Source organism: Lysobacter antibioticus (assembly GCF_000731095.1).
Taxonomy (GTDB): domain Bacteria; phylum Pseudomonadota; class Gammaproteobacteria; order Xanthomonadales; family Xanthomonadaceae; genus Lysobacter; species Lysobacter antibioticus_B.
In genome coordinates, this window is record NZ_JMTZ01000014.1 from 105,008 (window position 1) to 119,491 (window position 14,484).

Consider the following 14,484-nt stretch of genomic DNA (forward strand, 5'->3'; position numbering starts at 1 on the left):
GCCTCAAGATCACCCGCGACGGCCCGACCGGAACACCGTTGGAGACTTACGGTTACGACGCAACCGGCAACCGCACTAGCTTGCTGCACGCGGGCATCACTACCGACTACACCTACCCGAGCACCAGTCATCGTTTGAGCAACGTCGGCGGTGTCAGCCGCGGCTACGACGCGGTCGGCAACACCACCAGCATCGGCGGCACGGCCAGGGAGTTCGTCTACAACGCCAACGACCGCATGAGCCAGGTCAAGCTGGCCGGCGTGGTGAAGGCTAGCTACCGTTACAACGCCAAGGGCGAGCGGGTCTCGCGGGCCGACAACGCCACCGGTGCGATCACCAGCTACACGCTGTACGACGAGGCGGGCCATTGGCTCGGCGATTACGACGCCAACGGCGCGACCAAGCAGCAAGTCATCTGGCTGGGCGACGCCCCGGTCGGCCTGATGGTCGGCGCCGGCGGCGCGCAGACCCTGCGTTACGTGCAACCCGACCACCTGGGCACCCCGCGCGCGGTGATCGACCCGAGCCGCAACGTAGCGGTCTGGACCTGGGACGCCAAGGGCGAAGCCTTCGGCAACAACCCGCCGAACCAGGACCCGGATCAGGACGGTGCCGCGTTCGTGTTCGATATGCGGTTCCCGGGCCAACGCTTTGATGCGGCTACAGGGATGAGCTACAACTACTTCCGGGACTACGATGCCGGTACCGGTCGGTATGTACAGAGTGATCCGATTGGCCTATTGGGTGGGCCGGGTACATATGCATATGCGAAATCAAGTTCTGCAAATCACATCGATCCGCATGGGTTGTTGACCGTCACTGTCTACTACCGCGGTGGGGGAATGCAGGACTATCACTGGATGTATGTGCTGGATTTTAATCCACTTTCGCTGAAGGATTTGCCCGGGTGGGGAGGTCAGATCAGGAAGGCTGGAAATAGAATGGAAAGTCTTGTGGACGCTATCAAGCCAAACAGCGTTGGCCCCAAGCATCCTTGGAAAGACTATTTGGAGTGCGCGACGCTTGACTCGAAATTGAAGCGCGAATACGAAGCGGCAGGCTATTCGCGGGGGCAGGAACTTTCACGCGAAGAGGCTCTTTCACTACTGAATTCGATGTATCTCAGTCATCGTGAGATGGGCAGGCTCTACGGTCTGCCAAGCGCTATGTTAGATAGCGCTATTCAAGAGGGTAGTAGCAACTGGTTCAACTCTTCTCGGGGATGGATCTATGGATCACCAGAAAAATAGGCGAGGCTATTTCTTTCGTATGATGTTGGCTGTTGGATTGACTTGGCTGGTGCTTACAATTCAAGGGCTGGCAATGCGAGCATTACACAGAATAGATCTGGAAATGGTCGTAACAATTGTAGTAGTTACATTTATTGCTTCATTAGTCGCTGGTGCGATGGTTGCTATCTTCATCCGGAAGAACTTGCTGGCGATGGTCGTAATAAGTCAGTTGATTGGAATTGCACTGGTTGGATTTGTCGCCAGGGTTTGATTTGATTTTTTATGTGCACGGAGGCTATTAATTAAGAAGGGCAGGTGGCGCACGTATCTTTGGAATGAGTAACCTCCTTTTTTCTGGTGGGTGGGAGTGACGATCTTCATGGAGGACTTCAAATGCGTGAGAGCACACGCCGCTATTGGGTGCTACTTGTGTTTGGCGTGTTCACCAGTACGCCCGTCCTATCCATCATCAGGATGCTCTACTACTTCGCGATCGACCGGCAGCCCGAAATGTCGCCGATGATGTTCATCGTCTTTGCGCCTATCGTGGCTCTGCCTTTCATGCTCGTCGCCGCTTTGGCCGAGCTCGTGGCAAGACGATTGCTGCCTCGGCTGAAACGACCAAGCTGGTTGTGGTCTTTGTTGATCGGCGCGTCCTACACCTCGCCGCTGTTCGGGCTGATCGACACGCACTTGCTCGTGCTCTGTCTGTTGATCAATCCCGTCGTCATGCATGTCCTGCTCGCGCGGCGCGAGCGCGCTGACGCGCTCGACCGTTCACTCAGTTGATGGCTCGCCGCCGGTAGTCGCCCGCGGTCCCGCGTCACGGCGTCCGATGCCGGCATGGCTGCTCCGCCCGCAATCCGGCCTTTGCCGACTCGGCCGAAAGCCCAAGCCCTCCCGATCGCTCGGCCTTGCCGAATGAGCGTTTTCGGCGCTGCTTTGCACAAAAACGCGCCGGAAGCCCGAAAAACGCATGGAAAACCCGCCTGAACGGGGTTGGGGCGGCTTGACCTGAGTCGGCTTAAAAAAGAGAATGATCGTTCATTCTTTGAAGTGGCCGCGGTCCGTCCGACCGCCACAACGTCCTGAGGCTCCCCCATGCCGTCGCGCAAGTCCATGTCCTATAAGGCAATTCTCACTGTCTCCGTGCTCGCTTTGGCGCTCGCCGCCTGCGGCAAGGGCGGCGATCAACAAGGCGGCCCAGGCGGTCCCGGCGGCCAGAAGGGCCAGGTCACGGTGGTGACCCTCAAGCCCGAGACCATCACCCTGACCCGCGAGCTGCCGGGGCGCACGAGCGCTTCGCTGATCGCCGAGGTCCGGCCGCAGGTCAACGGCATCGTCGAGAAGCGTCTGTTCACCGAAGGCGGCCTGGTCCGCGCCGGGCAGCCGCTGTACCAGCTCGACGACAAGACCTATGCCGCCGATCTCGAAACCGCGCGCGCCACTCTGGCGCGCGGCGAAGCGGCGTTGAACTCGGCGCGCCTCAATGCGCGCCGCTCCAGCGACCTGGTCAAGATCGACGCGGTCAGCAAGCAGGACGACGAAACCGCGGTCGCCACGCTCAAGCAGAGCCAGGCCGACGTGTCGGCGGGCCGCGCTTCGGTGCAGAGCGCCAGCGTCATCTTGGGCCGTGCGCGCATCACTTCGCCGATCGGCGGCCGCATCGGCAAGTCCGCCGTGACGCAGGGCGCGCTGGTCACGGCCAACCAGGCCGAACCGCTGGCGGTGGTGCAGCAGCTCGACCCGGTCCACGTCGACATCAGCCAGTCCAGCGCCGAACTGCTCGCCCTGCGCAAGCAGATCGCCGCCGGCACCCTGACCGAGGCGACCACGCCGGTGACGATCCTGCTCGAAGACGGCAGCAAGTACCCGATCGAAGGCAAGCTGGCGTTCTCGGAAGTCACCGTCGACGAAGGCACCGGCAGCTTCCTGCTGCGCGTGGTGGTGCCGAACCCCGACAACATCCTGATGCCCGGCATGTACGTGCGGGCCCTGGTCGGTACCGGCGTGCGCCAGAACGCGTTGTTGGTGCCGCAGCAGGGCATTTCGCGCGATCCCAAGGGCGCGGCGACCGCGATGGTCGTCAACGCCAAGGGTCAGGTCGAGCCGCGCGAGGTCCAGGTCAGCCAGGCCATCGGCGACAAGTGGCTGGTCGAAGGCGGCCTGAAGGCCGGCGACAAGGTCATCGTCGAAGGCCTGCAGAAAATCGGCCCCGGCATGCCGGTCGACGCGACCGAAAAGGGCGCAGCGCCGGCCAAGCCGGCCGCGGCCGCCGCCGCGCCGAAGCAGTAATCGGAGAAATTCATGGCACGGTTCTTTATCGATCGCCCGATCTTTGCCTGGGTCCTGGCGATCATCATCATGCTCGGTGGCGCGATTGCGATCACCCAGCTGCCGATCTCGCAGTACCCCACCATCGCGCCGCCGACCGTATCGGTGAACGCGTCCTACCCCGGCGCCTCGGCTAAGGCCGTCGAAAACTCGGTGACTCAGATCATCGAGCAGAACATGAAGGGAATCGACGGCCTGATGTACATGTCGGCGACCAGTTCGTCCGACGGCCAGTCCGGCGTCACTCTGACCTTCGAAAGCGGTACCGACCCCGACATCGCCCAGGTGCAGGTGCAGAACAAGCTGCAGCTGGCCACGCCGTTGCTGCCGCAGATCGTGCAGCAGCAGGGCGTGAGCGTGTCGAAGGCGAACTCGGCCTTCCTGCTGGTGATCGGCTTCGTGTCCGAAGACGGCAGCATGAGCGGCGCCGACATCGCCGACTACGTCGCCGCCAACCTGGTCGACCCGCTCGCCCGCGTCGACGGCGTCGGCAGCACCCAGCTGTTCGGCACCAAGTACGCGATGCGCATCTGGCTCGACCCGGACAAGCTCAACACCTACAAGCTGACCCCGACCGACGTCATCAACGCCCTGCGCGCGCAGAACGCCCAGGTCGCGGTAGGCCAGCTCGGCGGCACGCCGTCGGTGAAGGGCCAGCAGCTCAACGCCACCGTCACCGCGCAGGACCGTCTGCAGACGGCCGAACAGTTCCAGAACATCGTCGTACGCGCCAACAGCAGCGGCGCGGTGTTGAAGCTGTCCGACGTGGCCCGGGTCGAACTCGGCCAGGAGGACTACAGCACCATCGCCCGCTTCAACGGCAAGCCGGCGACCGGTATCGCCATTTCGCTGGCGACCGGCGCCAACGCGCTGGCCACCGCGCAGGCCATCCAGGCCGAGCTCGAGCAGCTCAAGCCCTCGTTCCCGCAGGGCCTGAAGGCGGTAACGCCGTTCGACACCACGCCGTTCGTGCGCGTGGCGATCGAGGAAGTGGTCAAGACCCTGCTCGAAGCGATCCTGCTGGTGTTCCTGGTCATGTACCTGTTCCTGCAGAACTTCCGCGCCACCTTGATCCCGACGATCGCGGTGCCGGTGGTGTTGCTGGGTACGTTCGGCTTGCTCGCGCTGTTCGGTTATTCGGTCAACATGCTGACCATGTTCGCGGTGGTGCTGGCGATCGGCCTGTTGGTCGACGACGCCATCGTCGTGGTCGAGAACGTCGAACGCGTGATGAGCGAAGAAGGGCTGTCGCCCATCGAAGCCACGCGCAAATCGATGGACCAGATCACCGGCGCGCTGGTCGGCATCGGCCTGGTGCTGTCGGCGGTGTTCGTGCCGATGGCCTTCCTCGGCGGCGCGACGGGCGTGATCTATCGCCAGTTCTCGGTCACCATCGTCTCGGCGATGGCGCTGTCGGTGCTGGTCGCGATCGTGCTGACCCCGGCGCTGTGCGCGACCATGCTCAAGCAGATCGAGAAGGGGCACCACGCTTCCGACAAGGGCTTCTTCGGCTGGTTCAACGACAAGTTCGACCGCGGCAACAAGAAGTACCAGGGCGCGGTGCACGGCATCGTCACCCGCACCGGCCGCTTCATGATGGTGTTCGCGGCGATGGCGGCCTTGATGGCGGTGTTGTTCTTCCGTCTGCCGTCCTCGTTCCTGCCGCAGGAAGACCAGGGCTTCTTGTTCACCATCGTGCAGGCCCCGGTCGGCGCCACCCAGGAACGCACCGGCGAAGTGCTCAAGAAGGTCGAAGAGCAGTTCCTCGGCGACAAGGCGGTGGACTCGCTGTTCACCGTGCAGGGCTTCAGCTTCGCCGGTAACGGCCAGAATGCCGGTATGGCGTTCTCGCAGCTCAAGTCGTGGGAAGAGCGCGAAGCGACCTGGGGCGACCGCTGGCGTTGGTTGACCAGCTTCGGCAAGACGCCGATGCCGGACAACAGCGTCAACGCCGTGGTCGGCCGCGCCATGGGCAGCTTCATGCAGATCAAGGACGCGTTCGTGTTCGCGCTGGCGCCGCCGGCGGTGTTCGAACTCGGCAACTCCAACGGTTTCGTGTTCTACCTCAAGGACAACGGTGCGCTCGGCCACGATGCGTTGGTCGCCGCGCGTAACCAGTTCCTCGGCGCGGCCGGTCAAAGCGCGCTGCTGCAGAACGTGCGTCCGAACGGCATGGAAGACACGCCGCAGTTCCGCGTCGACGTCGACAACCAGAAGGCTTCGGCCCTGGGCCTGAACATCGCCGACATCAACTCGACCCTGCAGGCGGCCTGGGGCGGCCAGTACATCGACGACTTCGTCGACCGCGGCCGGGTCAAGCGCGTCTACATCCAGGCCGATGCGCCGTTCCGCATGGCGCCGACCGACTTCAACCGTTGGTACGTGCGCAACGACAAGGGCGAGATGGTGCCGTTCTCGGCGTTCGCCACCACCCGTTGGGAGTTCGGTTCGCCGCGTCTTGAGCGCTATAACGGCGTCTCTGCACTGGAAATCAACGGCGAAGCCAAGCCGGGCGTGAGCTCGGGCGAGGCGATGGCCGAAGTCGAGAAGCTGGTCGCGCAACTGCCGGCGGGCATCGGTCTGGAATGGACCGGCCTGTCGTACCAGGAGCGTCAGGCCGGTGCGCAGACGCCGCTGTTGTACACGTTGTCGTTGCTGATCGTGTTCCTGTGTCTGGCCGCGATGTACGAAAGCTGGGCGATCCCGACCTCGGTGCTGCTGATTGCGCCGATGGGCATCCTCGGCACCGTGCTGGCGACCTGGATGCGCGGCATGGAGCGCGACGTCTACTTCCAGGTGGCGATGCTCACGACCGTGGGCCTGTCGAGCAAGAACGCGATCCTGATCGTCGAGTTCGCCAAGGAAAACCTCGAGAAGGGCATGGACCTGATCGCGGCGACCCTGGCCGCGGTCGGCGACCGTCTGCGCCCGATCATCATGACCTCGCTGGCGTTCGGCCTCGGCGTGTTGCCGCTGGCCTTGGCCACCGGCGCGGGTTCCGGCGCGCAGCGCGCGATCGGCACCGGCGTGCTCGGCGGCATGGTCGTGGGTACCTTCCTCGGTATCTTCTTCGTGCCCCTGTTCTTCGTCGTGGTCGAGAAGCTGTTCGTGAGAAAGAAGAAGCATGCGGCCAAGGAGAATCCTGCGCCCTCGCAGCCTGCCGCGGAAGGAGCGCAGAGCCATGAATAAGTTCGCCATCCATGCCCTGGCGCTCGCGGTGACGCTGGCCATGACCGGCTGCGTCAGCCTGGCGCCGAAGTTGCCCGCCGCCGATGCGGCGATCCCGGGCGAGTGGCCGTTGCCGCCGACCACCCAGGCGTTCGCCGGCACCGCGCCGGCGGCCGCCGGGTCGACGACATCGGCCGACCCCGCAACGGCTTCGGCCGTCGCGGTGGCCGACATCGGCTGGCGCGACTTCTTTGTCGACCAGAACCTGGAAGACCTGATCGGCCGCGCCCTCGACAACAACCGCGATCTGCGCGTGGCCGTGCTCAACGTCGAGAAGGCGCGGGCGCAGTACCGCATCCAGCGCGCCGACCGCCTGCCCGCGGTCGGCGTCAGCGCCGAGCTGCAGCGCAGCGGCGGCGACAACCGCCAGGTTAGCGACGTCTACACCGCCGGTGTCGGCATCGCCAACTTCGAGCTCGACCTGTTCGGCCGCGTGCGCAGCCTCAGCCAAGCCGCCTTGCAGCGTTACTTCGCCGAAGAGGAAAACCGCCGCAGCGCCCAGCTCAGCCTGATCGCCGAAGTCGCCAACGCCTACCTGACCCTGGCCGCCGACCGCGAGCTGTTGTCGGTGTCGGAAGCGACCTTGAAGAATCAGCAGGCCGCCTACGATTTGACCGAGAAGCGCCGCGAACTCGGCGCGGTGTCGGGGCTGGAAGTCAGCCAGGCCCGCACCCAGGTCGAGACCGCGCGCGCCGATGCGGCGCGCTACGCCGGCCAGGTCGCGCAGGACATCAACGCGCTCAACCTGCTGGTCGGCGAGCCGGTCGATGCGGCCTTGTTGCCGCAGCGCCTGACCGACGGCACCACCGGCATCGGCGCCTTGCCGGCCGGCCTGCCTTCGGAGGTGTTGCTGCGTCGCCCCGACGTGCAACAGGCCGAGCATCTGCTGCGTGCGGCCAACGCCAATATCGGCGCCGCGCGCGCCGCGTTCTTCCCGTCGATCAGCCTGACCGGCCTGCTCGGCAGCTCCAGCAACGAGCTGTCGGGGCTGTTCGACTCGAACACGCGCATGTGGACGGTGAACCCGGTGGTCAACATCCCGATCTTCCAGGGCGGCAAGCTGCGCGCCGGGCTGGGTTCGGCGAAGGCCGACCAGGGCATCGCCCTGGCCCAGTACGAGAAGGCGATCCAGTCCGGTTTCCGCGACGTCGCCGATGCGCTGGCGCTGACCGCGACCCTGGCCGAACAGCGCCAGGCGCAGGAAGCCCTGGTCGAAGCGGCGACCCGCGCCGACCAGTTGTCGACCGCGCGCTACAAGGCCGGCCGCGACAGCTACCTCAACCAGCTCGATGCGCAGCGCACGCTGTATGCCGCGCAACAGGGCCTGGTGTCGACGCGCCGGGCCGAACAGGCCAATCGCGTCACGCTCTACAAAGTCCTTGGAGGTGGCTGGAACGAGCGCAGCCAATGAGCACCCCGGGCAAGCCCACCGCCAAGGCCGAGGCGCGCGCGCTGGCTCAGCGCGAGCGCATCCTGACCGCGGCCCAGAAATGCTTCGTCGTGCATGGTTTCCATGCGGCGAGCATGGCCAATATCGCCGATACGGCCGGCATGAGCGCCGGCCTGATCTACCGGTATTTCAAAGGCAAGAACGACATCATCCTGGCGATCATCGAGCGTCAGCTCGAAGAGGCGCGGGCCGATATCGCCAAGCTGCACGCGACCAGCGACCTGGTGTCGGGCATCGCCGAAGTCTTCCAGCAATGGCAGGCCAACGATCCCAACATCACCAGCGCCGCCTTGTTCCTGGAGCTGACCGCCGAGGCGACGCGCGACGAGGAAATCGCCGCCGCCACCCATGCCTCGGACCGGGTGTTCCGCTCCGATCTCGCGGCCTGGTTCGCGCGCAGCGCCAAGGACGGCGGTCTCGGCATTCCGAAGGCCGCGGTCGATACGCGGGTGTTGATTCTGCAATGCCTGATCGAAGGCCTGGCGATGCGGGCGATTTCGCAACCCGACCTCGACGTGGAACAGGTGAAGACGGCGTTGGATCAGTTTCTGCCTAGCCTGCTGACGGCATGAATCGGATTGCCGAAGATTGAGTGGTTAAACGTCGCCAGTTGGCGACGGTGCGAAAGGCCGCCTTCGGGCGGCCTTTTTGTTTGCGATGGAGCGAATGCGCGCCGTCGCCTTTCGGCAATGGCGCCGACCATGCTGTTGCGCAGCGATCGGCTACTGCGCGGTCGCGGCTCGCGCCGCTCCTACCCAGCAACTGCGCAAGCAAAGGGTAGGAGCGGCGCGAGCCGCGACCGCGAGCCGACCACCTTGCGTCGCCTCAACCCTGCAGCCCCTTCGCCAATTCGCCGACCGTGCGTAGCGCGGTCTCGATCTTGCGGTCCCAGGGTTGCCCGCAGCTCAGGCGCATATGGTGGCTGTAGTCGCCACGGTTCGAGAACAAATGCCCGGGCAGGGTGCCGATGCCGCGTTCCAGCGCGGCCTCGAACAAGGCTTGGCCGTCGATGTCGTCGGGCAGTTCGATCCACAAGGTCATGCCACCGGCAGGTTCGGCCACGCAGGTGCCGTCGGGCCAATGATCGAGCACCGCCTGACGATAGGCCTGGGCGTTGTCGGCCAGCGCGCGGCGCAGGCGGCGCAGGCCGCGTTCGACGTCGTGGCGGGCGAAGTGCTCGATCAGCGCCATTTGCGGCAGGGTCGCGGTGGCGACGGTGGAGAAACTCTTGGTGCGCAGCAGTTCCTGCGTGCGGCGCCCGCCGATCATCCAGCCCACGCGCAGTCCCGGCGCGAGCATCTTTGAGTACGAGCCGCAGGTGACCACGTGCTCGCCGTCGTCGTAACGGCGCAAGGGCGAGGGGCGCTCGCCGGAGTAGGCCAGTTCGCCGTACAGGTCGTCTTCGATGACCACCGTGCCGTGGGCGGCGCAGGCGGCGACGATCGCGCGCTTGTCGGCGTCGCCGGTGAGACTGCCGAGCGGGTTGTTGAAGTTGGGCACCAGCAGGGCGGCGCGCACGGCATGGCGCTCAAGCAGTTCGCCGATCTGCGCGGCGTCGATGCCCAGGCCGGGACGGTTGGGCACTTCGAGCACGCGCAGGCCTTGCGCGGCGACCGCCTGCAGCAGGCCGTGATAGGTCGGAGTCTCCAGGATCACGATGTCGCCGGGCCGGGTTACCGTGCGCAGGGTCAGGCTGATCGCTTCCATCGCGCCGGCGGTGACGACGATCTCGTCGGGGTCGATCTCGACCCCGCATTGACCGTAGCGTTGGGCGATGCGCTCGCGTAGTTCCGGCAGGCCCTGAGGCACGGTGTAGCCGAGCGCGGTGCCGGGATCGCGGCGCATCACCCGGGTGATCGAGGCGGCCAGGGCCGCGCTCGGCAGGAAGGCCGGGGCCGGCGTCGCCGCGTGCAGCGGCACCAGGTCGCGGCGCGACTGCACGTCGAGCACGCCGAGCAGAGCCGGGTTGCGCACCGGCATCGGCGCGCGCGACAGATGCCGGGCGCGCGGGCTGCGCGGCGCCTGCATCGGCGCCGAGCGCACGTAGTAACCCGAGCGCGGACGCGCCTCGATCAGGCCTTCGCGTTCGAGCTGTTGATAAGCCTCGACCGCGGTGGCCAGGCTGATGCGCTGGTCGCGGCCGAGCCGGCGCAGCGAGGGCAGGCGTTCGCCGGCGCGCAGCACGCCGCGCTGGATCTGCCGGCGCATGCGGTCGGCAAGGCGTTCGTAGAGCAGGTCCTGGGCCATGCGACGACTCTCTCGGGGCAGGGGCGATCGCCGTGTTCTCGGCCGGCGGAACAGCACGGTAGCCCGGATCTGTACTGGTCGAATCTGATCCTAACTGAATCTGTATCGGTCGGCAGCGTCGGCCTAGGCTGTCCTTCCCCCCAGCCGTTGCCGCCATGAACGCCGTCACCCCGAGCGAGTCGCGTAGCGCCCTGATCCAGTTGCTGATCGCCGAGCTGTTGATCGGTTCGGTCGGCGTGTTCGTGCACGAAAGCGGCCAGGACGCGATCACCGCGGTGTTGTTCCGCTGCGTCTTCGGCAGCGCCTTCCTGATCGCCTGGGGCGGTGCCCGCGGTCTGTTCCGCGGCCTGCTCGGCGAACGCGCGCTGATCCGCTCGGCGATCTTCAGCGGCGTGCTGCTGGTGCTGAACTGGGTCGCCCTGTTCGCCGGCATGGCGCGCTCGTCGATCGGCGTGGCGACCATGGTCTACCACTTCTTCCCGTTCGTGGTCATGGGCATGGCGGCGATGTTCTACGGCGAACGCACGCGCAGCGCCGACCTGGGCTGGACCGCGATCGCCTTCGTCGGCGTGCTGTGTTCGGCCGACCCGTTCAAGCTCTGGAACAGCGCCGGCAGCGGCTATCTGATCGGCGTCGGCCTGACCTTCGTCGCCGCGATCCTGTGCGGCGCTTCGTTGCTGCTGTCGCGCCGGATCAGCCGCGAGCGGCCGTTCGCGGTGGTGTTGATCCAATGCCTGGTCGGCATCGTCATGCTGGCGCCGTTTGCGGACTACGCCGCGGTGTGGGTGCCGGGCGATCACTGGTTCTGGCTCGCCGGCCTGGGCCTGATCCACAGCGGCGTGTGCTACGTGCTGTTCTACACCTCGTATCCGCGCCTGCAGGTGGCGACGATCGCGGTGCTGGCCTTCATCTATCCGGTGATTGCGCTGCTGCTCGATTATCTGGTCTACGGCCACAGCCTGGTGCCGGTGCAGAGCCTCGGCGTGGTGTTGATCGTGATCGGCACGCTCGGGGTGAACCTGAAATGGCAGTGGCGCCGGCCGCAGCCGGCGCGCGCCTGAGCCAGTCGGGGCTCATCGTTTTCTCGACCCGGGCCGCGCACGCAATGCGGCTCAGTGGGTGCATCGCCCACTCGTCCGGTGCAGGGAGGCGCCGGCGGGGGATTTGTCCGCCGCGACGACGCCGGCGTAGGGAATCAGTCGGCCAGCACCAAGCGCCAGGCGCCTTCGACGTCGCCCTCGACCTGGGTCCATGGCACGCAGTTACGGCCGCACAGGCGTTCCCAGCCGCGGGCCAGGTCGTCGCGGATATCGAGCCAATGACGTTCGCCGTGGTGCAGGCGGGCGCCGAGGCCATAGGTGATGGCGAGCTCGCGGGTTTCGTGGGACAGCGCCGCCGCGGACGCGGCTGTCGGGGTCGGTTCGCACTCGTCGTCGGAGTGGAAAAAGGACAGCCGGTCGGAATTGCGATGCGTCATAAGCTCAGTCCGTTGGCATTCCCCTTGCATCCGCACGATATCGTTTTTCGCTGCGTCGCGGGCCTGGAAAAGCTGCCAGCGCACAGACGAAACGCGAGCACAGTCGCAAAGATGCGTACAGGATGTTCAGACAAGCGCGCGGCGTTCAGCGAATGCGGAAAAGGCGTAGAGAAAGCTGAACCATGGGTGCGGCTCGCCCTGAACGCGGGAGCCGGGCGACAAGGTCTTTGATCGCCTCGCGCGGGCAAAAAAACGCCGCCCACGAGGGGCGGCGTCGCAAGCGCAACAGGCGCTTCAACCCTTGATGCAGACCACCTGGCGCAAGGTGTGGACCACCTCGACCAGGTCGGACTGCGCAGCCATCACCGCTTCGATCGGCTTGTAGGCTGCCGGCGACTCGTCGATGACCGCCGCGTCCTTGCGGCATTCCACGTGGGCCGTGGCCTCGCGGTGGTCTTTCAAGGTGATCTGCCGGCGGGCTTCGCTGCGGCTCATGACCCGGCCGGCACCGTGGCTGCAACTGTGGAAGCTGTCGGCATCGCCCTTGCCGCGCACGATGAAACTGCGCGCGCCCATGCTGCCGGGGATGATGCCGAGCTCGCCCTCGCGGGCGCTGACCGCGCCCTTGCGGGTCACCCACAACGGCTCGCCGAAGTGCTGCTCGCGCTGCACGTAGTTGTGATGGCAGTTGACCGCGGTCTTCTCCAACTGGAACTTCGGCAACTGGATCCGCATCGCGTGCAGGACCCGGTCCATCATCGCTTCGCGATTGTGGCGGGCGTAGTCCTGCGCCCACGACACCGCTTCGATGTAGTCGTCGAATAAGGGCTCGCCTTCGAGCAGGAAGGCCAGGTCCTTGTCCGGCAGATGGAAGCCGAGCACGCGCTGTTCCAGTTTCAGTCGCGCCAGTTCGATGAAGTAGCTGCCGATCAGGTTGCCGGTGCCGCGCGACCCCGAATGCAGCATCACCCACACCGCGCCGGCCTCGTCGAGGCAGACCTCGATGAAGTGGTTGCCGCCGCCGAGCGTGCCGATCTGTTTGTCGAGCTTGTCGGTGCGCAGCTTGCGGTGCTTGGCGTGGATGGCGTCGAGCCGTTGCGCCAGCCCCGACTTGGCCAGGCGCGTGGCATGGCTGTCCGGCAGGCGCCGGTGCTCGCCGCCGCGGCCGTTGCCGACCGGCACGCAGTGCTCGATCGCCGAACGCAGCTTGGCCAGGCTGTCGGGCAGGTCCTTGGCCCGCAGCGTGGTGCGCACCGCGGCCATGCCGCAGCCGATGTCGACGCCGACCGCGGCCGGGATGATCGCGCCGCGGGTCGGCACGACCGAACCGACGGTGGCACCCTTGCCGAGGTGCACGTCCGGCATCACCGCCACCCAGGGCCCGACATGGGGCAGGGCGGCGATGTTGCGCAGTTGTCGCTTCGCGCCTTCGTCGACGGGTACGCCGCGGACCCAGGCCTTGACCGGCACCGCGCCTTCGTCGGCGTGCAGCAGTTCGTAGTTCGATGTAGTAGTCATTCAATGTTCCTTGTGGCGACCGCCGGGACGGATCGGTCCGCGGTACTTGCCCATCCGGCGCCGGCGCCGTGGGGCGGGTGCGTCGTAGGCGTCCGGCAGGTCGTTGTTTCTAAGTCCGTGTTCGAGCAGTTCGTTGCGTCCGAGTTGCCGCTTGCGCTGCGCGTAAACGCCGGCGTCTGCGTAAAGGCGCTCGCGCCGGCCCGCGCAGTCGCCGGCTGGCTGGCCGGTGACGAGGTCGTGGGCGAAGGTACGAACCGTGCCGTGCGCACCGTGACGCGGCTGGCGCTGCCAGGACGCAGGCACGGGTGCCAACTCGATCGCATACCAGATGCCATCGATGCGACGCAGCTGGGCGGTCGGCCCGAGCCTGCGCACCTCCGGTTCCAGCCCTTGCTGGCGGTGTTGCACGTCCCGCGCATGCGCGCGCCGCCGTTCGACCCGCAAGCGGATCGCCGCTTCGTTGCGCATCAGGCAGCCGCTGTCCGGGCATACGTACAGGTCGTGCCAGGACTCGGCCAGGGTCTTGAGGCCGCCGTAACGGCGCAAGGCGTACAGCTCGCCGTCGACCCGGTGCACCCGCATCGCCACGAAATCCTCGAGGTGTTGGTGAATGTGCTGTTGCACGGTGTTGCGCCGGTCGACTTGTCCGCACAGTTCCGAGTAGACGAAATCCCAGCGCCGCCCGAGCTGCCGTTCCAGGTAGCGTTGCAGCGGTTTCAGGTTCTCGTTCAGCCATTTCGGGTCGTGGCGATGGCGGAACTTGAGGCTCTCGCGTTGGCGCTCGTCGTTCGGGTCGCGGGGCGGACGCGAAGCGTGGAATCCACCCCGCCGCGGCCGTTCGACGATCACTTTGTACATATCGTTTCGCATGAGGATTCTTCATCCGATAGTCCATCGCGCCCTCGGGCACGATGAGATGGCCGCTCCCGTGGGAGCGGCGTTCGCGTTTTCCTGTAGGCCGACGCGCTATCGGAACCCGGACGGAATGGCCGCCCGGC

At 65.9% G+C, this 14,484-nt stretch carries 12 protein-coding genes; 8 read left to right on the plus strand and 4 right to left on the minus strand.

The window, feature by feature from the left end; translation table 11 throughout:
* The first annotated feature begins 38 nt into the window (after positions 1-38).
* The 7 genes from EX88_RS24365 (at position 39) to EX88_RS0105865 (ending at position 8,816) form a co-directional block, all read left to right on the plus strand.
* On the plus strand, positions 39-1,250 hold the full coding sequence (locus tag EX88_RS24365) for an RHS repeat domain-containing protein (protein WP_051884587.1): 1,212 nt from the start codon (positions 39-41) through the stop codon (positions 1,248-1,250).
* A complete protein-coding gene (locus EX88_RS25775; protein WP_152566117.1) occupies positions 1,231-1,503 on the plus strand; it encodes a hypothetical protein in 273 nt (90 codons plus the stop codon). Before EX88_RS24365 ends, EX88_RS25775 begins: the two co-directional genes overlap by 20 nt.
* 122 nt (positions 1,504-1,625) lie before the next feature.
* Entirely contained in the window at positions 1,626-2,021 is a 396-nt protein-coding gene (locus EX88_RS0105845) for a hypothetical protein (protein WP_031371069.1), read from the plus strand.
* 330 nt (positions 2,022-2,351) lie between these two features.
* A complete protein-coding gene (locus EX88_RS0105850) occupies positions 2,352-3,527 on the plus strand; it encodes an efflux RND transporter periplasmic adaptor subunit (protein ID WP_031371070.1) in 1,176 nt (391 codons plus the stop codon).
* 12 nt (positions 3,528-3,539) lie between these two features.
* Positions 3,540-6,755: an efflux RND transporter permease subunit gene (locus EX88_RS0105855; RefSeq protein WP_036148150.1), complete on the plus strand. Its 3,216-nt coding sequence runs from the start codon at positions 3,540-3,542 to the stop codon at positions 6,753-6,755.
* Positions 6,748-8,205: an efflux transporter outer membrane subunit gene (locus EX88_RS0105860; protein WP_031371072.1), complete on the plus strand. Its 1,458-nt coding sequence runs from the start codon at positions 6,748-6,750 to the stop codon at positions 8,203-8,205. Before EX88_RS0105855 ends, EX88_RS0105860 begins: the two co-directional genes overlap by 8 nt.
* On the plus strand, positions 8,202-8,816 hold the full coding sequence (locus tag EX88_RS0105865; protein ID WP_051884589.1) for a TetR/AcrR family transcriptional regulator: 615 nt from the start codon (positions 8,202-8,204) through the stop codon (positions 8,814-8,816). The genes EX88_RS0105860 and EX88_RS0105865 overlap by 4 nt, the downstream gene beginning before the upstream one ends.
* Before the next feature lie 253 nt (positions 8,817-9,069).
* Here EX88_RS0105865 and EX88_RS0105870 read toward each other — a convergent pair whose 3' ends face one another.
* Complete coding sequence (locus EX88_RS0105870) at positions 9,070-10,491, minus strand: PLP-dependent aminotransferase family protein (RefSeq protein ID WP_031371074.1); 1,422 nt, start codon at positions 10,489-10,491, stop codon at positions 9,070-9,072.
* 155 nt (positions 10,492-10,646) lie between these two features.
* Between EX88_RS0105870 and EX88_RS0105875 the strand changes: the two genes are divergently transcribed.
* A complete protein-coding gene (locus EX88_RS0105875; RefSeq protein WP_031371075.1) occupies positions 10,647-11,552 on the plus strand; it encodes a DMT family transporter in 906 nt (301 codons plus the stop codon).
* Positions 11,553-11,686: 134 nt separating this feature from the next.
* Here the strand turns inward: EX88_RS0105875 and EX88_RS0105880 are convergent, their stop codons facing one another.
* The 3 genes from EX88_RS0105880 to EX88_RS24370 form a co-directional block, all read right to left on the minus strand.
* Entirely contained in the window at positions 11,687-11,968 is a 282-nt protein-coding gene (locus tag EX88_RS0105880; RefSeq protein WP_031371076.1) for a hypothetical protein, read from the minus strand.
* 294 nt (positions 11,969-12,262) lie between these two features.
* Positions 12,263-13,486 carry an RtcB family protein gene (locus EX88_RS0105885; protein WP_031371077.1) on the minus strand — a complete coding sequence of 408 codons (1,224 nt, stop codon included), beginning with the start codon at positions 13,484-13,486 and terminating at the stop codon, positions 12,263-12,265.
* On the minus strand, positions 13,487-14,356 hold the full coding sequence (locus EX88_RS24370) for a hypothetical protein (protein ID WP_152566118.1): 870 nt from the start codon (positions 14,354-14,356) through the stop codon (positions 13,487-13,489).
* Between the last annotated feature and the right edge of the window lie 128 nt (positions 14,357-14,484).